The following is a 20,045-nucleotide window of genomic DNA, read 5'->3' as shown; positions in this document are numbered from 1 at the left end:
TAAGGATTGAATATTATGACTATGCATTACGAAAAAGACGCCGACGGCATTGTTACTGTGACAATGGATATGACGGGTCCCGTGAACGCAATGAATGCCGAGTTCAGCGAGGACTTTGGCGCCGTGGTCGACAAGCTGGAGGCTGAGGAAGGATTGAGCGGCGTCGTGGTCGCGTCGGCCAAAAAAGTGTTCTTTGCGGGTGGTGATCTGAACGACTTGGTGGCTGTAACTCCTGACCGATTGGGCGAGTTTATGGACGGTCTTGTCCACACCAAAGGCATCCTACGTCGCTTTGAGAAACTTCCCGTACCTACGGTGGCAGCGATTAATGGTGCCGCTTTGGGCGGTGGCTTCGAGCTTTGCCTGGTTTGTAATCATCGCATTGCGTGGAATCACAAGTCTGTGCAGCTAGGGCTGCCCGAAGTGACTCTCGGTCTGCTGCCCGGCGGAGGTGGAGTCGTTCGCCTGACCAAGCTATTGGGCTTTGAGAAAGCTGCACCGTTCCTGTTGGAAGGTAAGCGTGTTGCGCCTGTTCAGGCCCTTGATGCAGGCATGATTCACGAGCTCGTTGCAGAAAGAGATAACTTGGTGAGCAAAGCGAAAGCCTGGATCAAAGAGAATCCAGACGCCGTGACTCAACCCTTTGATGAGAAGGGCTACAAAATCCCAGGCGGTGGCATAACTTCACCCAAGGTTGTCCAAGCCGTTACCGGCGCGACAGCGATGCTGACTCAGAAGACCCGGGGCCTGCTGCCAGCGCCGGCTAAGATTCTTGACGTCGCTGCATCGGCCTTGCGTCTGGACTTGGATACAGCGCTGATGGTGGAATCTCGAGGCCTTGCGGCGCTCACGGTTACCCCAGAAGCCAAGAATATGATCAGCACCTTCTTCTTTGGTCTGAACAAGGTCAATGGGGGGGCCAGTCGTCCAAAGGATGTGCCACCACAAAAGACTGAAAAATTGGGTGTATTGGGCGCAGGTATGATGGGGCAGGGCATCGCTTATGTCTCCGCGATGGCCGGCATCGATGTGATCTTGAAGGACATCAGTGTTGAAGCCGCAGAAAAAGGCAAAGCCTATTCGCAGAAGCTTCTGGACAAGCGAGTTGAGCGCGGACGTTTGAGCGCCGAGGCGCGGGATGCGATTTTGGCCAGAATCACGCCCACCGCCACCGATGATGATCTTGCAGGATGTGATCTCATTATTGAGGCAGTGTTTGAGAATATCGAACTCAAGCACCAGATCACGGCGCAATTGGAAGGGCAGCTGTGTGAAGGCGGCATTTGGGGGTCGAACACCTCCACACTGCCTATTACCCAGCTCGCAGAGGGCGCGTCAAAGCCTGAGGATTTTGTGGGAATCCACTTTTTCTCTCCTGTCGACAAGATGCCCCTCGTTGAGATCATTGTTGGTGAAAAAACCTCCGATGTAGCGCTGGCTAAAGCCTTCGACTACACGCAGCAGATTAAAAAGACCCCCATCGTGGTTAATGATTCGCTGGGCTTCTTTACATCACGAACCTTCGGTACCTACCTTGATGAAGGTGTACGTCTACTCAGCGAAGGTGTACATCCGGTACTCATCGATAACATGGGTAAGGGTATTGGTATGCCTGTAGGCCCGCTTAACGTCTTTGACGAAGTGAGCATGGAGCTATCCCGTAAAGCTCAGGAGACCTGGAAAGAAATGGGTGTCGTGGACAAGTGGGGCGACGGCACAGTTATGCGACAGGTCATCGACGCCATGGTGGTCGAGAATGGCCGTGGCGGTCGGCATCACGGTGGTGGGTTCTATGAGTACAACGAGGACGGTAGCAAAGCTATCTGGCCTCCGCTCTTTGATCTTTACTACAAGTCAGATGTCTGCCTTTCAGAGTCTGATATTAAGGACCGTTTGTTGTTCCGCCAGGTTATTGAGGCATTAAAGTGCCGTGAAACTGGCGTCTTGCGTTCTGACGAGGATGGCAATATCGGCTCAATAATGGGGATCGGCGCGCCAGTCTGGACAGGTGGTCTGATCCAGTTTGTAGAGACCTATGGCTATCAGCGTTTCGTCGATCGCTGTGGCGAGCTTGCAGCGGCATATGGCGAGCGTTTTGCAGCTCCACAGATTGCTATCGACCGAGCAGCTAGCAGTGATAAGCAAGCTGCGTAAGCAGCGCCAGAGTCGGATTTACTTAAAAGGGTTTATTGGAGCAAACAAGATATGGATATCAATGGAAAAGTAGCGATTGTCACCGGCGGAGCTTCCGGCTTGGGAGAAGCCACCGTGCGTCGCTATCTTGGTCTGGGCGCGAAGGTTGCGATTTTTGACATGAACGAAGCGCGGGGCAATGCCCTCGTGAACGAGCTAGGCGCAGATGTCATCTATCGCCAGGTGAATGTGGCGGATGAGGACCAGGTCGCGGAGGCTGTTGCTGCTACGGTGGAGGCCTTTGGTGCCGTGCACATCTGCAACAACTTCGCGGGTATTGGTGATGCCGCCAAAACGGTCAGCCGCGGAGAGCCTGTGGAGTTGGCGCGTTTCAAGAAAGTCATCGATGTGAACCTTATTGGTACTTTCAATGTTCTGCGTCTCGCCGCAGCGCAAATGGCGAAGCAAGACCCGATCAATGAAGATGGCGCTCGCGGCGTAATTATCAACACGGCGTCTGTGGCGGCGTTTGAGGGACAGGTTGGTCAAGCGGCATACAGCGCGTCAAAAGGTGGAATAGTGGGGATGACTCTGCCCATCGCACGGGATCTCGCGTCCTTGGGAATCCGAGTGAATACTATTGCACCGGGGCTTATCCATACGCCGCTGTTCGAGTCTCTGCCAACGGAGGCCTACGACAGTCTGGCGGCACAGCCCGTCTACCCTAAGCGCCTTGGTAAGCCTGATGAGATCTCACACCTGTCGCAGTACATCGTAGAAAATGACTACACCAATGGCGAAACAATCCGTATGGATGGCGCTATTCGCATGCAGCCTCGCTAGGCTGCTTTTAGCTGGCGCTCTTTAGTCGAGTTTCTAGGGTCTTCGCAAGGGGACCCTTGTTATCGATGATTTCTTGTTGAGTAAGCCCTACGAGTTCGTGGGGGAACACCAGCCACGCATCGGTTTCGTGGACGTAGTAATCCGGTTTGATATCCGTAACGTTCTTGGACGGCTTGTACCAGGGTGTGGCCACCCGCATATTCTGAGGCATGTTTCGGCGACACTTGGCGTTCATTTTGTCGAAGATAGCCTTGACGCTACGACCGGAATCAAACACATCGTCAACGAGTAAGACATCGTCGTTGGCATTTACGTTGTCGATGATGTAATCCAGCCCATGCACCCGAACGGTCTTTTCCTGTTGATTAATGCCAGTGTACGAGGAAGTGCGAATGGCGATGTGATCAGACTCCACGCCAACGTATTCCAGATACTCCTGAATCGCGATACCAACCGGGGCGCCTCCGCGCCAAACGCCTATGATGAAGTCTGGTCTGAAGCCGCTGGCAAAGATTTTTTCGCCCAAGCGAAAAGAATCAAGCAGTAAGTCATTCGCGGAAATATAGACTTTATCCATCAATAGTTAGCCATGCTCAGGAGAGAAAACCGAACTTTAGCATAAAGATCCCGGCAACTACGTAGACGGCCATTGGGCAGCGACTGGCATTGCCAGAGGCTATTTTTATTAGAGCGTAAGTGATGAATCCCAGACCAATTCCGTCGGCGATGGAGTAGCTCAAGGGGACTGCAATAGCCGTCACTATTGCCGGGGCACTTTCTGCAACGTCGCCCCACTCCAGATCTTCAAGCGCTCTTGCCATAATTGTGGCAACGAAGAGCAGGGCGGCTCCCGTAGCGAAGCCCGGAACACTCTGGGCCAGAGGCGCGATGAAAAGGCAAAGCAAAAAGAGCCCGGCGGTAGTTAAGGCGGTTAATCCGGTCCGGCCCCCAGCTTCTACGCCCGCGGCACTTTCGATAAAGCTGGTCGTTGAGGATGTACCCAGCACAGCTCCTACAGCGGTTGCACTGGAGTCAGAGAGCAGTGCTCGTCGTAACCGCGGTAAATGGCCTTTCTTGTCAAGCATTCCTGCTCGGTTCGCCACGCCCACCAAGGTGCCCGCGGTGTCAAAAACGTCCACTAGCAATAAGGTGAGGATGACCGTGACCATGGACAGGTCGAGAGCACCGACGATATCGAGTTCTAAAAATGACGTCATCGGGGGTGGCATAGAGACGACACCCTGAAATTCAGCGGCTCCGGTGAGCCAGCCCAACACCGTTACCACAAGCATACCGATCACGACTGCTCCCACAGTGCGCCGAGCTGAGAGCGCGGCGATGAGTACAAAACCAAGGAGCATAAAAATAGCGGGGGTTTCGGTCAGATCCCCGAGGCCTACAATAGTCGCTTCGTTACTAACGATTATCCCGCTGCCCGAAAGGGCGATGATACCAAGGAAAAACCCAATTCCCGCTGATATACCAAGCTTGAGAGAACGGGGGATCGCATTGATGAGCCACTCCCGCACCGGAAGTACCGACAAAACAATAAAAATAAGGCCCGAAACAAATACCGCTCCGAGGGCGCTTTGCCAAGTGTGGCCCAATCCCAAAACCACGCCGTAGGTGAAAAACGCGTTTTGACCCATGCCTGGGGCCTGGGCGACGGGATAATTGGCGTAAAGCCCCATGATGGCGGTGCCCAGTGCAGCGGCGAGGCACGTCGCTACAAATACTGCACCAAAGTCCATACCCGCAGCGGACAATATGCCCGGGTTAACCACGGTGATGTACGCCATGGCAAGGAACGTGGTTACGCCCGCGAGCACTTCTTGTCGGATGCTGCTGTTATGTTCGGTTAGTCCGAAGAATCGATCGATGGCATTGCGCATGACTTATTGCACCTTCTCGAGACGCGACAGGTATGCGGACTTCTTGCTGTCGCTCATCCAGCTCACCTCGAAAGCATTCCGAGTCAGGGTGGTGATTTCGTCCTTTGAAAAGTCCGCGTCCTCCACCAGAGCCATGAAATTTTCGTTCATATAGGCTCTGAAATAGGCGGGATCATCGGAGTTGATGGTGGCCTTCATTCCTTTGGATAACATTTTTCGTATTTCGTCCCCGGTAAGGTTCTGCACCACAAAGCGATTAGAAACGGGGCAGACGGTTAACCCGAGGCCGCGGCGCGCAATCTCGGTGCACAGCGCGTCATCTTCTAGTGCGTTTATACCGTGATCAATGCGGTCGACTTTAATCAAGTCGAGACATTCTTCGATGTGTTCAAGGATGTCTTTCTGGTTCACATCACAGTGCATGGTGAGTTTCAAACCCAATTCCCGGGCTTTTGCAAAGACCTCCGCAAACTTCGCAGGTGGGTTATCCTTCTCGTCGGAATCTAAACCTACCCCAATCAGTTTATCTATGTGGGGTATAGCCATCTCCAGGTGTTCGGCAGCAGACTCGGCGCTCATGTCACGCAAAAAACACAGGATCAAATTACTTTCCACGCCTAGGCTTGCCGCCGCTTCTTGCTGTGCCCGGTGTATTCCGTTGATAACGGTTTCAAAAGCGACCCCACGGCTGGTATGAGCCTGCGGGTCAAAAAACGGCTCTACGTAGACCACGTTCTGTGCCGCTGCCCGCTGGAAGTAGTGAAGCGCAAGTTCATAAAAGTCTTCTTCGGTGCGCAACACATCCATCGCGGCATAGTAGATCGAAAGAAACGAAGGCAGGTCGTGGAAGTCGTAGGCAGCAATTACTTCATCTGGAGTTTTGTACTCCAGCTCGATTCCATTGCGCTGAGCGAGGCTGAAAATGTGCTCAGGCTCAAGGGTTCCCTCAAGGTGCACGTGTAGCTCAGCCTTAGGAAGCTTTTGAACAAAGTCGAGCATAGACTGGTTTTCTGGGGACTGCATATCCACTCCGTTACGATTCAGTGGTGAGAATTACCCGGGCACTTACTGCGCAATCACTTGCGCAATCAATCCTAAAATCAGGATTGCCGCCGACGGTATTGACCTTTTATTTCTAATACGTGCCCGCAAAGATTATGCCACCGAACGACGCTCGCGGTTAGCTTGTTGGAGGCCTGTTTGCTTGGCCCTAGCCGACCTATTTAGCTCTCCTCAGAGCGTCGAAGACAAGGGGTTAAGATGTAGCTCTGCTAGATAAGGATCGCCGCTGCTCGGATGACTCAAGGCTCTCCAAAGCTCAATCGCGGCGCCTTGATCTGGCATTAGACTGCCTCCTCCATAGGCATGTTCAAGGAGAAGCTCCAAACTGCGCTCGATGCCGTTCTCCCCATTCGCTGCGGTGGCGCCCTTGCGTTTCAAATCTGTGGCTTTCACGGCCTCTCTTAACTGGAGCGTAGAGTCAGTCTGGGGGAGTTGTCCGTAAAGAAGCTGTACACACAAGGCGCTATTCTGACTCCGTAGCGCCTGAAGATACCCCTGATAGTTTGCACGACGTTGTCGTCTCGCGTTGATAGCAGCCCGAAGCTTTAGGGAAATGGTGGAGCCTCGCGTTAACCAAAGCGCGGCAATGATGACGAGCGTCGCGATGGTCGCCAAGATCACGGGCGCGCTGATCGAAAAGTGAAAAGCCTTATCTTTTTCCGTCGACTGTGGCGTCGATGCAACAACCTCTACTTCGAGAGCTGGAAGCGAAATTGTTTCGAACTCTTTGCTATCCGTGTTGAACCAAGCGTATTCAAGACCGGGCAAATGGTAGATTCCGGGTGACTCGAATGTTACGACCAAGGTTTCTTCCCGCGTTCCGACCAGTTTGCCGCGGTCGCTCTGGTCTGAGACCGTTGCGGGAGCCTCGTAGATCGACAGCCCAGGGATGTCGCTTACCTTTGAAGACTCCAGCATCATCGCAGGCGCGTCCTGAACCACAAAACGCCGCTTGCGCGTAATCGCATCGCCCGGGATGTAGCTTTCGAGCTCTCCTTCCCAGCTTTGTTCGATACTTAAGTCCGGCGTTGCTATCCAGGGTGCCGAGTCGTCGGCCTCTGCCGGACGCTGAATTTCAACTTGTAATGGGTCCAGCTTAAGATCGCCCTCGACTGTACCGTCCGTTGCTGTGTTCACTGACGCAAACAACTCTAAGGGCGGTATGTCGAGGATACCTGCTTCTCTGGGAAAAACGCGGAAACGCCATCGCTGTATGCTCCAGGTTTCTCCGTTAATCCGCCTCGAGCTATTGTCAGCAAAGTTTGATACCGGCCTAACAACGGCGCCTGGGATACGAAAATCTTCAACGCGGGTGCCGCGGCTAAACCAACGGGCGGTAGCCACTTCGATAACCAGGACAAAGGGCGCTCGTTGGTAAAGCCCGTCGTTCGAATCGACAGTCACGCTTGTACGGAGCATGTCGTCCTCACGAAGTTGCTCCAAAGTCATGGCACTAAGACGGTGCGGTGCAAAAGCCGCTGCCATCATCAGAACTAGCACAATGCCTTTCAGACTCTTTCGGAACGCCTCATCAGGAATCGATAACCGCTCGAAGAATTTGTCCTCGCGTCTCGATAACAGCCTCATGGTGTGCCTGCCTCTCGACGACGTAACTGCAGGTCAAACTTGGTGCTCAGGAATTCGGAAGGATTCCGTTGTACCTGCCTGAGCCACATTTCGGTCAAGCCCGGGTCGTCGAGTAGTTGTTGTGCTGACAGTTGCTCTCTTTCCACATTCGTTAGTCGTTCGTCACCCTCTGAAGAGCGGGGACCATCATCATTATCTGAGGACATGTCGCCGGATTCGGAAACCTGGCTCTCAGATAGTTCTCGGTTAGCGTCGATGAGCTCTTGAATTATTGGAATGTTCACGGGAGGAGCAGGGTGCTCGGGATAGCGTTCAGCGAGTTCCTCGTAAGCATCGCGGGCATCCAGATACTCTCTAGCCTGAGCGAGAGAGTTTGCTCTCGCGAGCAGAGATTCAGCGTCTTGATACTGCGAAAAATACTGCGCGGCGGCATAGAAATCCTCCGCGGCATACAAACTCATTCCTCGCCAACGAGGGTTTTCAAAACTTCGTCCGGCGCGTTCATAGTCACCGTAGGCGAACCATAAGCGACCTTGCTGGTCAGGGGTGAGCCACAGATTGAGGAAGCCTTGAGGGTTGCTCAGGGCCCAGCCGATCACGACCGCCCCTAGCAGCAGCAAATACTTGCGCGCCGTCAAACGGTGCCGCCAAGATGAACTCCAGTTTACCATCGGAGAACCCAGCCCTGGCGAAACCACAGCAAGAAGAGGAGCATGATAGGTGGGAGCAGGTAGATACCTCCATCTATCCAGGGGCGGGCACTATCCTCGCTAAGCTGATAGTGGCGATTTATCCGACGCTCCAAGCTTCTAAGGTCGCGGTCATCGACACTCACTTGCTCGTAGTGGCCGCCTCCAGCACTACTGATTGCCCGCAGCTGTGCTTCCTGAAGGGGCTGCGCTCTTGCCGCTAAGCCGCGTGCGGCATCCTCATCTAACTGCGACTGGGTTTTCCCCATGCCCCAAACCAAAAGTTGCGTGTCGGTTGCGTCAGCCCATTCTCCAAACAGTGCTGCGGATTCCTCTCCAGCACCATCGCCTACAATAAGCAGACTGCCTCCATTACCTCGATTAGCCAATAGTTTATCCGCGATGGGTAGCACCTTCTCGGGGGCCTTTCCCCGGCGCGGGAGCATGCCCACATCCAGGGCATCAAGGTAGTGCAGTAGCATGTTGGAGTCGTTGCTAAGCGGCAGGACCGTATGGGCGCTGCCCGAATAGGCGATGAGCGCGGTGTAAGCATCTCCACGCGACTGTGCGAGCTTGAGAATTTTGTCGCGGGCGCGTTGCAGGCGACTGGGTTGTAAGTCAGGTTCCTTCATTGAAGCCGAGAGATCGACGGCGATAATTAAGGCTGCTGCATCCTGCGCGAAGGGAGAGTCACCACGCTGCCAACTAGGCCCGGCGACGGTGACGGCGAGGAGAGGTCCCAAAATGATTGATACCCACAGCGGCGAGAACAACCGTCGCTGGCTACCTGGCACTATCATTGACGGTAGCAAGTGAGGAGCGATCACGGGCTCCCACTGTTTACCCAGGTCGCTACGACGCCATTGAATCACACTTAATACCGCAAAGGGCACGATAAGCAGCAACCAATAGGGTCGCAGAAAGTGGAACTGCATTAGCGTCGCCCAATCAAACACGGACTGTCTTCTGGCGACGCCAGCCTCGCAACGCGAAAAAGGGTAATGCTATGAGGCACAAAATAGCGAAGCATGCGAGCGGCATGTGAAAAAGGCTAGTTCGTGGCCGATAGGATAGCGAGTCGTACTTCGCGGGTTCTAGACGATTGATTTCGTCATAGGCTATTTGCAGTCCTTCGCTGTCCAACGCTTGAAAGCTGGCTCCCTTTGTAAGGTCTGCTATGGCGATGAGAGTCTCCAGGTCCAGAGCCTCCTCGCCAATAGTGGATGGGTCACCGACAGCGACGGTATAGATCGTGACGTTGTTGGTGGCCGCGATGGTGGCCGCGTCGACGGGGGGAACGCGAGAGCCGGTATCATTACCATCGGTGAGGACGATAAGCACCCGATTACTGGTTTCAGAGGATTGAAACAAAGAGATCGCCAAACCGATTGCGTCGCCCAGCGCGGTGCTTTGCCCGGCCATAGCGACTTCGCTTTCGTCCAATAATGTCAGCCACGTAGGGATGTCGTCGGTGAACGGCGCCTGAAGGTAAGCGGCGTTTCCAAACACGATCAGCCCGAGACGATCTCCCTCACGTTGTGCCGCAAAGTCTCGCAGCACGACTTTCGCTGCGCTCAGCCTGTTTTGTTGCTCGCCCTCTTCATTGTTGAAGTCGCGGGCGTCCATGGAGCCTGATAGGTCAAGAGCTAGCATCAGATCGCGAGCGGATTTCTCGACGTTGATGGGCTCTCCCACCCATTCGGGTCGGGCGGCGGCGACAACAAGAAGACACCAGGCAAGAATACTGAACAGCGCCTGTATTCGCCGGCGGCGCAGTACGCTCGCACCTGACCGTGGGGTTTCACCGCTTAACAACACCAGGCGCTGAAAGTAGGGCACTTGCAGCGAGTCCTGACTCTCTCGATGAGGCGGGCTTAACCACCGCACGAGAAAAGGTAAGGCCAGCAGCGCGAAAGCCCATGGCAGCGTGAATTCAATCATTGCGGCACTCGTGGGCAGAGATCCACACCCTCAGTTGCGTAAACAGCGATTCGATATTGCTACCTTGTGTGTTCAGCGGCTGATAGGCCAGAGCGTCCAGCTCAGACACCGGCAAGGGCGGGAGCTTTGGTGCGAGTTTTTGTAGAGCTTGCTGCCAGGCATCGCCCTTTGCACTGGCAAGTTCTTGGCGTTGTCCCGTCGCCGCAATCGCGGTGGCACGAAGAAGGGGAGCAAGCTTGCGAAGCGATTGCTGGTCGCCCGAAAGATAAGCGGCTTCTAGGCCATCGAGGGCTAACTTCGCCTCCCGCCGATAGCGGTTTCTTAAATGGTTTTGCCAACGGGCCAATCCCCAGTAGACGCTCCCAAAGATGACCAAGGCCAAAAGTATCCACCACCCAGGCGTACTCGGCCACAAAGAAACCTTCTCTGGAACGGACGTTTCGATGATGCCCCGAATCGCGTAGTTGCCCCAGCCCGGGCCAAACAATTCTGTCATCGCCCCGATCCCAGCGCTTTGAGTAGCTGATTCATGGGATCTTCAGCGCAGTCGATGTTGATTAAAGGGAGGCCATAGCGGCGAAGCACGTCCTGCATATGAGCAACATGCTCGTTAAAGCTTTCACGGAAGCTCTCATCCAAACGGGCGCGATTGCCCGACACAGCGATCTGCATTTCACCGTCAGAAACAATGAGCTCGTCGAGCCTGGGCAACTCAACTTCTGCGGGATCGAAAACGTTGATGACGATAACATCGTTGTGCATGCTCATCTGCTTCAATAATTCGTCGCTTCGGTCATTCCAGCCGAAGCCATCGCCGATGTAAATCACTAGTGCATCGTGAGAGAGTTCTCGCGCCAGATTATTCATGGCAACGTTAAGCTGTGATGCTTGAGAAGGCTGTCCAGCGGCGAGAGCTGCATTGGTTTTTGCTAATCGAGAGAGCATCTCCATAACGCTGTCGCGACTGCGCCGGGGAGGAATGGTGTAGCAATCGTGGTCATCAAAAATTACTCCGCCGAGACGGTCGCCGGAGGAGAGGACTCTCCAGGCTGCCAGCGCTGCGATTTCTGCAGCAACAACGGACTTCATGGCTCTTTGACTACCAAAGAACATGCTGACACGTTGATCTATTAGAAGATGAACGCGACGTTCTCGCTCTTCGGTGTAGACCCGAACATGGGGTTTACCCGTCCGGTTAGTGACCTTCCAGTCCATAGTGCGGATATCATCCCCAGGACGATAGTGTCGCAGCTCTTCAAAGTTCAGGCCTCGACCGCGCAAACGGGAACCATGTCGCCCCGTGAGAATGCTGCGTACGGGTTGCCGCGGTAGAAAGGAAAAACCCCGGGCCTTAAATTCCAGCGCGCGCAGATGTTCAAGACTGACCGCAATACGATTGTCTTCAAGGTTGGGAGCCTGTTGTTTGCGCGATAGCCAGGACATGGTTGTTGCCTTAGGCAGCGGCCACCTGACGGAGAATTTCATCGATAACCGCATAGCTGTCTACAGATTCCGCCAAGGCGTCGTAGCTGAGGATCATGCGGTGACAGAGAACGGAATGAGCCACGGCCCGAACGTCTTCAGGGTCTACGTAGTCTCGGCCTGCTAGCCACGCGCTCGCCCGGGCACACTTATCTAGGGCGATACTCGCTCGCGGACTTGAGCCTACGCGAATCCAATCTTGAAGGCGGGATTCGGGATAACGAGCGGGGTCACGTGTTGCCATCACCAGGGCGACGATGTACTTGTCGATATTTGGCGACACGCTAATCGCAGACATTGCTTCACGAGCCTGAAAAACCAGCTCCTGAGATAATCTCGGCTCTTCAATGGAATCGTCTTTGGTCTCTTCTCCGCGAACTAGACGGATAATGCCTTCCTCGGCGCTGTCGTCTGGATAGTCCACAGTAATCTTCATTATGAAGCGATCCATTTGCGCTTCAGGCAGGGGATAGGTGCCTTCTTGCTCGATGGGGTTCTGGGTGGCCAACACCATAAACAGAGGCGGGAGTGCGTAGCTCTTGCCTGCGACGGTGACGGTACGCTCTTCCATCGCCTCTAAAAGAGCTGCCTGAACTTTCGCTGGGGCCCTATTAATTTCATCGGCGAGAACAACATTGTTGAAAATGGGGCCCTGCTGAAAGCGCAGTTCCTGCTTGCCCTCGAACTCTTGATAGATTTCGGTGCCCGTGACATCCGACGGCAGCAGGTCGGGTGTAAATTGGATTCGGCCAAGACTCGCATCCAGCACTCGAGCGAGGGTTCTTACAGAGCGCGTTTTTGCGGTCCCCGGAAGGCCTTCCAGAAGAACATTGCCGTTGGTTAGCAGCGCGATGATTAGCGTGCGAACGACGGACTCCTGTCCGATGACGGCGCGATTGATTGCGGCGTCAAGTTGCTCGAAGGCGTTGTGCAGATCACTACTCATGAGGGCTATCCGATGTTGTTGAGAGCGCTAGTCTCACAGACCAGAGAGACAAAAAAAAGCCCTCCGAAGAGGGCTTTACATGCTTGCTTTGAGCCTTTTGGACTAGAGCTTAGAACTTGTAGGCTACACGTGCCTGGAAGTTCCGAGGCAGCTCAGGAAGAACAATCTGAGAGCCGAACAGGTTCGGGAAGTTCGCCCGGAAGTACCGCTCGTCTGTCAGGTTCTTGCCGTTGAGCTGGAAAGTCCAGTTCTCGGTCTCAAAGGAGACGCCTGCATTAACCAAGGTGTAGGCAGGCAACTGCACAGCCTGGGAGAAGCCTGAATCAACCGCGTCGACGTCAATGATGCTTCCACTGAATGCCAGACCATTTTCGAATGCGTAGGTTGCAGTTAAGGTGTAGACGTTCTCCGGAATACCCGCCTTACGTGAGGCTTGGGGAGACTGTGGTAGGCCAACCACTGCGCCACCAAAAGCCAGCGACGGATCAACTAGATTGATCATATCGTCTGCGCCCAGGAAGCTGAAACGACGGTTGTCGTTATCCTGCGCATCCAGGTTCTCAACGGTTACGTTGGTCCAGCCGGCGGTAACGATGAAGTTTTCGTTCACTACCCAGCGAAGTTCCGCCTCAGTACCTTCTGTAAGGTCAGCTGAGTTGGTCACAATCGCCTGTGCAGAAAAGTCTGTACGCTCCTGCTCGTAGAACGACAGCGCAAAGTACAACGAATCGTCCAGGAAGCTACCTTTGATGCCGATCTCTTTCAGCTCTGAGGTGTCCGTCCAGTTGCCATTGGCAACGTTGCCCGTCTGAAGCTCCGCGCCCTGACCTGCAATCACCGTGCCCTGCTCGGACAGGGTTATGTAGGGGACCAGACCGAAGTCAGTTGTCCAGCTTGCGCTGAAGGACCAGGAGGTGAGCGACTCCGTGTCGTCTGCCTGCAGCACGCCTACAAAGCCTGAATCGTAAAGGAGCTTTGTGGGATCAGACGATGACTCGCCATCGATCCAGTCCTGACGCAAGCCTATGGTGACCGCAAAACCGTTGTCCCACGTGAAATCACCTAACAACGCCAAGCCAAAGTCGAGGTAATCACCCTCGTAGAACTCGGTGTAGTCATCGTCGATACGTGTCGCCAGAAGTCGAGCATCGAGAGACGCGTCCCGCTCAGAAGAGGGGATGCTCAGGTCACGACGGTCGAAATACTCGTTGATGTAGTCATCACCGTGCTCAAAGTCCGTGTAACGAATGGACGGGGAGAACTGCAGTGAGGAGGTCAGGCTGCCGGTCTGTAGCTCGTAGGCGAAAATGAGTTTGTCTTCGATAACAAAAGAGTCGTGGTACTGAGAAAAGCCGTAGGCGTTTTCATTCAGGTTCTCGTATGACTCGTAGAACAACTGGTTCTTGATTTCCAAACCGCTGTCCGCCGTGTAAACGAAATCGAGGTAGGCAGTGAACACTTCGTTTTCCAGTGTGTCGTCTGGCGCTACCACAACATTGCTTTCATCAAGCGTCGTCGTGCCTACGTTCTCAAGGGCAATAATGGGATCGAGCTGATCAGCCGTGACAAACGAAGGGTCAAAAAAGAACGGGTTGATGGCAAAGTTGTTACATGAATCGGCAGTTCCGCCTGGATCGCCGCAATACTCCTGGTGCGAAATCAGTCCATCGCCATCAGCGTCGAGAGGCTGCGCGGTACCCGTAATGTAGGTTCCGTTGTCGATAAGATCTTGAGTAAGACGGTTCCAGCCAGCGACCTGATTACCTTCGTAGTCGTGGTACATACCGCCAAACTGCATAACCAGATTGTCTGAGAGGTCGACGTCAAAAGACGCCTGCAGGATGGTCTGCTCTGTCGCAGTGTTGTCGTAGAAGCTATCAGAGTCTTCAAACTCACCGTACAGGTAATAACCCATATTCTCGGATATAGGACCGCCCACCTCGGCTGTAACAACCTGGCGGCTCCAGCTGCCTGTCTCCACAGAAACAGCGCCTTCGGTCTCGGTCAGGTAATCACCAGAACCCGCACGTGCTGATTTGGGGTTGAAGTTCAAATAACCACCGATCTTTGCTGGACCGTAAATTGGTGATGCTGGTCCACGAACGATGTCGATACGGTCAGAAGCCCCGATTGGCGTGGGGTAGTTACCCGGGTTGTCCAGACGACGTACGCCACGGAAGTAGGTCTCACCCGGCGTGCCGCGAACGTCAAGAGAACCGGCAACACCAAAAAATGACTGAGTAAACGTTCCCGGCGCAAATGCTACGAGTTCATCAATGTCCGTGATATTGAATCGGTCCATCTGCTCAAAACTGATAGTAGATGCTGAGCGCGGTGTTTCCAGCAAGGATTTACCAAAACCAAAAACTTCCACGTCCTCACCAGGCAAGCTTCGCAGCGAACCGGTAACAACAACTTCTTCCATTTCCAGTACTGCATCTTCCTGTTGCGCTTGTGCCAAGGGCACAGACGCAATAATCGCGGCTATGGACGCTGCGAGTGGCAGCCTGCGGGTGGTGAATGTCTTCATGAACTCTCCTCAAATGCATGATGCGGTCTAGCGGCATGGGCTGCGAGACTCTACTTTTTTACTACTTAGGCACTACTCCGAAAAGTAGTGCACGATTGATGCCAATACAACGGCCGATGGCTGCCAAAAAAATCGTTATATTTATCAGTAGTTTGAGTGGTCTTTGGGCAGCCTAGAACTGCTATCCAACGCCGCTAAACCCGCTTTCTTCAGGCTGTCGTGCACTGGGATGGTGCGCCGCCACCCCTTAGGCGTCAATTGCATAATCCGCGGATTATTACCGTTCTGGCGCAGACTCTCTGCTGAGGGGCTCAATATAGCTCCGGTGTTGGGGGTAAGTCGCCAATAACTGTGATGTCACACCGAGGGTCATATCACGGTAGTCAAAACCAGGACTAACGGCTTCACTAATAAGGCCGTAGCCCTGCTCTCCGGTCGTGAGCCGCGACGCTTTCCAGACGCCACCGGGGACCGTTAGCTGCAGTTGATGACCCTCGCGTGGATCAGGACCCATGATGACGGTCTCCAGCTCTCCATTTGGGTGGATCAAGACGTATTCAATGGGGTCACCGAGGTGGAAGTAGTGAACAATATCGGAGCGATTTTGATGAAAGTGGCCGACTGGGCCCTCGGCCGTCAGCAGATAGTAAATAGAGGTCATGCTAAAACGCTCACCCGTTTCGCTGGGGACTCGCGATTGTCCCGTGGCTTCGTAGGTGCGCCGGTAAAAACCGCCCTCAACGTGTCCTTCGAGGTCTAGCCTCTTGATCAGCTCTTGGGCAGTCACAGCACTTTGCTCAGCCACGAGCGAGGGGCTTGCAAGCCCGGTCACTGCCACAAAAACAAGGGCTAACGAGACTTTGTAGTAGCCCAACGAAAGCGGTGAGTTGGAGCGCGGCGCAAGCGCATAGATCATTATTCGTCGTCCTCAAGGTGACTTGGGGTTATCGCTAGGGTAATAGTTGTCATGCCAATGGCGCGCTATATCCACTCGGCGGCACAGCCAGGCATCATCGTGTTGTTGCACGTAATCGAGGAAACGCTGAAGCGCTAAGAAACGACCGGGCCGCCCTGCGAGCCTGCAGTGAAGACCAATGTTGAGGATTTTGGGTTGATGAATCCCCTCGGCATACAACACGTCAAAGCTGTCACGAAGATAGGTATAGAACTGTTCGCCATCGGCAAACCCCTGAGCACTGGAGAACCTCATGTCGTTCGTATCCAGCGTGTAGGGGATCACCAGATGAGGATGCTCGGATTCCTCAATCCAATAGGGGAGATCATCAGCGTAAGAATCCGAGTCATACAAGAAACCCTGATGCTCCAGAAGCAACGATCGGGTGTTTGGACTGTCGCGTCCCGTGTACCAGCCGAGGGGGCGCTCACCAGTGAGTTTGGTATGCCATTCGATAGCTCTCGACATATGCTCGCGTTCAATCTCAAGTGGCGTTTCTTGATAACTGATCCAGCGCAGGCCGTGGCAGGCTATCTCCCAATCCGCTTCCTGCATCGCGGCAAGGGCCTCTGGATTGCGGGCCAGCGCCATGGTCACAGCAAACACGGTTACCGGTATGCCTCGATCGGCGAATAAGCGGTGGAGTCTCCAAAAACCGGCTCGGCTTCCATACTCATAGAGCGACTCCATACTCATATGACGGTCGGCATAGGCGCTGGGGTTGAACATCTCAGAGAGAAAGGTTTCAGAGCCTGCGTCACCGTGGAGCACGGAATTCTCTCCACCCTCTTCGTAATTCACGACAAACTGCACGGCGATGCGCTTGTTACCGGGCAGGGCAAACTTGGGCGGATGCTGGCCGTAACCGACCATATCTCGAGGGTAGGGTGAGGTGGGATCCACAAATAGTTCCGCCGCCAGACTGAGTTCTAAGAATGCATGGACTGCTCTAAACCGGCAAGCATTCACTCGGTGGAGTTGGCGCTAAGCTGCATTCTTCAAGTTTGCGCCCCATCTTGGGGCCTGATGTGCACCAATTAAGTGCGACATGGTGCGCATTCGATACTACTTTGACAACTAAACGGAAATTTGGACTGTCAGATGGGCTATGAGGCGACTGTAGGGCGACCGAAGCCGCTTAACTTTCACGTGGCATCGAACTTGCGTTGCTCAGGGACTTAAACTGACGGATGATGCCCAGCCTTGTCGAACTATGAGAGATCGGGAGCTATGCAGGCCACATTGATACACGGACGACGATCAGCGTTGGACATTGCATCGCTGCGCAACCAATCAGGTCGATTGAGAGCGGTTGTCCTCTGGCTGGTCTTCCTCATAATTGTTGTGGGATCTCGCGTCGGGGCAGGCTCGGCCCAGGCCGCTCTACCACAGCCCTCGGACGATGTTTCTTCGTGGTTTGAGGCTTTCAAGAGCGACGCCACGGATGAAGAGTTGTACCGTTTTCTTTACGCCATGCCCAAGGGCGGTGATTTACACAATCACCTATCAGGATCGATTCTCTCAGAATGGTTTTATGAACTTGCTCTTGCCCAGAGTAAACGGGGGTATCGTTATTACACGCGCGTAACGATCAATAATTGCCGTCCTTATGGAGGCAACGCCTTCGTAGAAAACCCTTACCTCATGTTGTTCGTCAACGTTCAGGAGAGTAACTACGAGAAACTCAGTACCTGCGAGAAAGAAGAGTATTTACCGCTCGACGAACTCAACCCCCAAGAAAAAGAGGCCTGGCTGGATAGCTTGAGGTTGGACAAAGCCCACGAAGGTCGCGATGAGTTTTTTCAAACGCACTGGCAGCGCATGGGCGACCTGTATCTCAACCCTTATCTTGCTGCGGATGCACTCGTGCTCAACATGCAAGCCTTCGGTGCAGAGGGTTTGATGTACATGGAGAGCATGATTGGCGTTCTCGGGTTCATAGGTGCCCAGGGGCAGTCTATTCCTCCGGATGTTGTTGCGCAGATTTACCGGGAAAGATTGCAAGATGCAGATGCGCTGGCAACAGGGGTCGAGGTTCGCCTGCAGGTGGCAATTCTAAGGTTCTTGCCTGGCGCGAATGAGCATCTGCGTTACTTGTATGATTTTGTCAGCCGCCACAATGACCTGTTTGTCGCAGTGAACATGGTGGGTCGTGAAGACAACGATAAGGGGTATCCGCTGCGGTTTCTCGATACTTTGCGTGACCTTCGTAGGACCTACAACAACGTTCGACTTTCGATTCATGCAGGGGAGGTCGACGAACCTAACGATCATGTACGCGACACCTTACTTCTGGGCGCCGATCGTATCGGTCACGGCATTAACCTCATCACCGATCCTGACACGATGCGTTTGATGCGCAACGGTGCCTATCTGGTCGAGATCAACTTGGTGTCAAACCTGCTTTTGCAGTATGTCAGTGATTACAGTCAGCATCCTTTCCCTGAGTATTTACGCACGGATATCCCCGTTGCCTTATCGACAGATGATCGAGGTATGTGGGACAGCAATCTCACTGATGAATTCTTTGTGGCGGTTAAAGAGTTCAACCTCAGTTGGGATGAAATACTGCTCCTGAGTCGGAACTCCATTGAACACGGGTTCCTGCCAAAAACGACGAAGACACAATTGCTAGTTCGCTACACCACCCGAATAGAAGACTTTGCGCGACAAATCGCAGCCAGACCATCGGCCGCCTTGTCGTCAACTGCGCAGAGCTATGGTTTTATCTGTGATCGCTACCAACTCTGTGAATGGTAGAGTCGCGGTCCAATAGAATGTTTCAGCGATAACCGAGAGGATTCCCATGGGAAATAAGTTTGCCCTGTTTTGCCTGCCATTGTTCACTGCGCTACTCGTTGCTTGCGGGGCGGAGCCACCCGCGGCGAGCGTTGTACCGGTGGCGGCCGCTCCTGTACCCATCCCGGTCAAAGTTGTCGTCGTGACTATGTTCGAAATTGGCGAAGACAGTGGCGATCAGGCGGCGGAGTTCCAACTTTGGAACGAGCGTCGGAACCTGGATCAAGTGTTCGAGTTTGGAGCACATCACGACCTGCACTTTGATAGTGAGAACGGCGTAATGGTGATGGTTACGGGCATCGGCACCGCGAAGTCTACGGCGTCCGTGATGATGCTCGGCATGGATCCCCGCTTTGACGTTAGCAAGGCTTACTGGTTGGTTGCGGGTATCGCGGGCATTGATCCACAAGATGCGTCCATCGGTAGCGCCGCATGGGCAGATTATCTGGTAGACGGAGATCTGGCGCATGAGATTGACCCGCGGGAGATGCCTGAAGACTGGAAGTACGGCTATATCGCGCGCTATACCAGTAAGCCTTTCGACGAGAACAAGCCGGAACCCACCGGGGAGATGTTCCAAACCAACGCTGAGCTTACCGAGTGGGCTTACCAGCTCACCAAAGATATCGAGTTACCGGACTTCGAGTCTCTGGACGAGACGCGACAGCTGTACACCGAGCACCCCAATGCTCAGCGCGCGCCCTTTGTTCTCAAAGGCGACCATTTGGCCGCTATGACCTTTTGGCACGGAAGCATCATGAACGACTGGGCGAATGACTGGGTGGATTATTGGAGCGAGGGCGAAGGCAACTTTGTTACCTCTGCGATGGAAGATACGGGCACTATGCAGTCGCTCACCTGGTTGACCAACGCTGGTCGTGCGGACCGCGATCGGATGATGGTCCTGCGAACCGGCAGCAACTACACCATGCCGCCGCCGGGCGTTGATGCTGCTACTAACCTTTTGTCAGAGAACGAAGGGTACGCGGGCCTTGATGCATCGCTGGAATCAGCTTACATCGTGGGATCGAAAGTCATCGATACACTGGTTGCAGGTTGGGATGTTTACCGGGATCGCACGCCCACGGTCGAGGATATCGCGGCCCCCTAAGGCGTCTTCGCGTAAGATTCATGATGTGGATAGCATATGCTCCTGACAACGTCAGGAGCGTCTTTGTCTATGGGG

The 20,045-nt window shown here is 54.0% G+C and carries 17 protein-coding genes; 4 read left to right on the top strand and 13 right to left on the bottom strand.

What is annotated here, in order from left to right; translation table 11 throughout:
• Nucleotides 1-15: 15 nt before the first annotated feature.
• Nucleotides 16-2,154 carry a 3-hydroxyacyl-CoA dehydrogenase NAD-binding domain-containing protein gene (locus R0137_RS13840; protein ID WP_407326993.1) on the top strand — a complete coding sequence of 713 codons (2,139 nt, stop codon included), beginning with the start codon at nt 16-18 and terminating at the stop codon, nt 2,152-2,154.
• Between the two features lie 51 nt (nt 2,155-2,205).
• Nucleotides 2,206-2,976: an SDR family NAD(P)-dependent oxidoreductase gene (locus R0137_RS13835; protein ID WP_407326992.1), complete on the top strand. Its 771-nt coding sequence runs from the start codon at nt 2,206-2,208 to the stop codon at nt 2,974-2,976.
• A gap of 7 nt (nt 2,977-2,983) precedes the next feature.
• On the opposite strand, the gene R0137_RS13830 is transcribed toward R0137_RS13835, so the two are convergent.
• The 13 genes from R0137_RS13830 to puuE all read right to left on the bottom strand — a co-directional run bounded on the left by R0137_RS13830 (nt 2,984) and on the right by puuE (nt 16,963).
• Nucleotides 2,984-3,553 (bottom strand): phosphoribosyltransferase, encoded by a 570-nt coding sequence (locus tag R0137_RS13830; protein WP_405272037.1) that lies wholly within the window; start codon nt 3,551-3,553, stop codon nt 2,984-2,986.
• A gap of 16 nt (nt 3,554-3,569) precedes the next feature.
• The gene (locus R0137_RS13825; protein WP_407326991.1) at nt 3,570-4,868 is read right to left on the bottom strand and encodes an NCS2 family permease; all 1,299 of its coding nucleotides are present in this window, start codon (nt 4,866-4,868) and stop codon (nt 3,570-3,572) included.
• A 3-nt stretch (nt 4,869-4,871) separates the two neighbouring features.
• A complete protein-coding gene (locus R0137_RS13820; protein ID WP_407326990.1) occupies nt 4,872-5,891 on the bottom strand; it encodes an adenosine deaminase in 1,020 nt (339 codons plus the stop codon).
• Between the two features lie 210 nt (nt 5,892-6,101).
• Nucleotides 6,102-7,517, bottom strand: a complete 1,416-nt coding sequence (locus R0137_RS13815; RefSeq protein WP_407326989.1) for a hypothetical protein — start codon at nt 7,515-7,517, stop codon at nt 6,102-6,104.
• Nucleotides 7,514-8,116: a tetratricopeptide repeat protein gene (locus tag R0137_RS13810; RefSeq protein WP_407326988.1), complete on the bottom strand. Its 603-nt coding sequence runs from the start codon at nt 8,114-8,116 to the stop codon at nt 7,514-7,516. Before R0137_RS13810 ends, R0137_RS13815 begins: the two co-directional genes overlap by 4 nt.
• A 65-nt stretch (nt 8,117-8,181) precedes the next feature.
• A complete protein-coding gene (locus tag R0137_RS13805) occupies nt 8,182-9,141 on the bottom strand; it encodes a vWA domain-containing protein (protein ID WP_407326987.1) in 960 nt (319 codons plus the stop codon).
• Nucleotides 9,142-9,154: 13 nt separating this feature from the next.
• Nucleotides 9,155-10,147: a vWA domain-containing protein gene (locus tag R0137_RS13800; protein ID WP_407326986.1), complete on the bottom strand. Its 993-nt coding sequence runs from the start codon at nt 10,145-10,147 to the stop codon at nt 9,155-9,157.
• The gene (locus tag R0137_RS13795; protein WP_407326985.1) at nt 10,140-10,643 is read right to left on the bottom strand and encodes a DUF4381 domain-containing protein; all 504 of its coding nucleotides are present in this window, start codon (nt 10,641-10,643) and stop codon (nt 10,140-10,142) included. Before R0137_RS13795 ends, R0137_RS13800 begins: the two co-directional genes overlap by 8 nt.
• Nucleotides 10,640-11,590 carry a DUF58 domain-containing protein gene (locus R0137_RS13790; RefSeq protein ID WP_407326984.1) on the bottom strand — a complete coding sequence of 317 codons (951 nt, stop codon included), beginning with the start codon at nt 11,588-11,590 and terminating at the stop codon, nt 10,640-10,642. Before R0137_RS13790 ends, R0137_RS13795 begins: the two co-directional genes overlap by 4 nt.
• Before the next feature lie 10 nt (nt 11,591-11,600).
• Entirely contained in the window at nt 11,601-12,575 is a 975-nt protein-coding gene (locus R0137_RS13785) for an AAA family ATPase (RefSeq protein ID WP_407326983.1), read from the bottom strand.
• Nucleotides 12,576-12,684: 109 nt separating this feature from the next.
• The gene (locus R0137_RS13780) at nt 12,685-15,105 is read right to left on the bottom strand and encodes a TonB-dependent siderophore receptor (RefSeq protein ID WP_407326982.1); all 2,421 of its coding nucleotides are present in this window, start codon (nt 15,103-15,105) and stop codon (nt 12,685-12,687) included.
• Nucleotides 15,106-15,382: 277 nt separating this feature from the next.
• Nucleotides 15,383-16,021, bottom strand: a complete 639-nt coding sequence (locus R0137_RS13775) for a cupin domain-containing protein (protein WP_407326981.1) — start codon at nt 16,019-16,021, stop codon at nt 15,383-15,385.
• A 12-nt stretch (nt 16,022-16,033) separates the two neighbouring features.
• Nucleotides 16,034-16,963 carry an allantoinase PuuE gene (puuE, locus tag R0137_RS13770; RefSeq protein WP_407326980.1) on the bottom strand — a complete coding sequence of 310 codons (930 nt, stop codon included), beginning with the start codon at nt 16,961-16,963 and terminating at the stop codon, nt 16,034-16,036.
• 327 nt (nt 16,964-17,290) lie between these two features.
• On the opposite strand from puuE, the gene R0137_RS13765 reads away from it, so the two are divergent.
• Nucleotides 17,291-18,820 (top strand): adenosine deaminase, encoded by a 1,530-nt coding sequence (locus tag R0137_RS13765; RefSeq protein WP_407326979.1) that lies wholly within the window; start codon nt 17,291-17,293, stop codon nt 18,818-18,820.
• 46 nt (nt 18,821-18,866) lie between these two features.
• Nucleotides 18,867-19,970, top strand: a complete 1,104-nt coding sequence (locus tag R0137_RS13760) for a purine nucleoside permease (protein ID WP_407326978.1) — start codon at nt 18,867-18,869, stop codon at nt 19,968-19,970.
• The last annotated feature ends 75 nt before the right edge of the window (nt 19,971-20,045 follow it).

This window comes from Congregibacter brevis (assembly GCF_045689245.1).
Classification (GTDB): Bacteria; Pseudomonadota; Gammaproteobacteria; order Pseudomonadales; family Halieaceae; genus Congregibacter; species Congregibacter brevis.
This window is presented reverse-complemented; position numbering and strand designations above follow the sequence as displayed.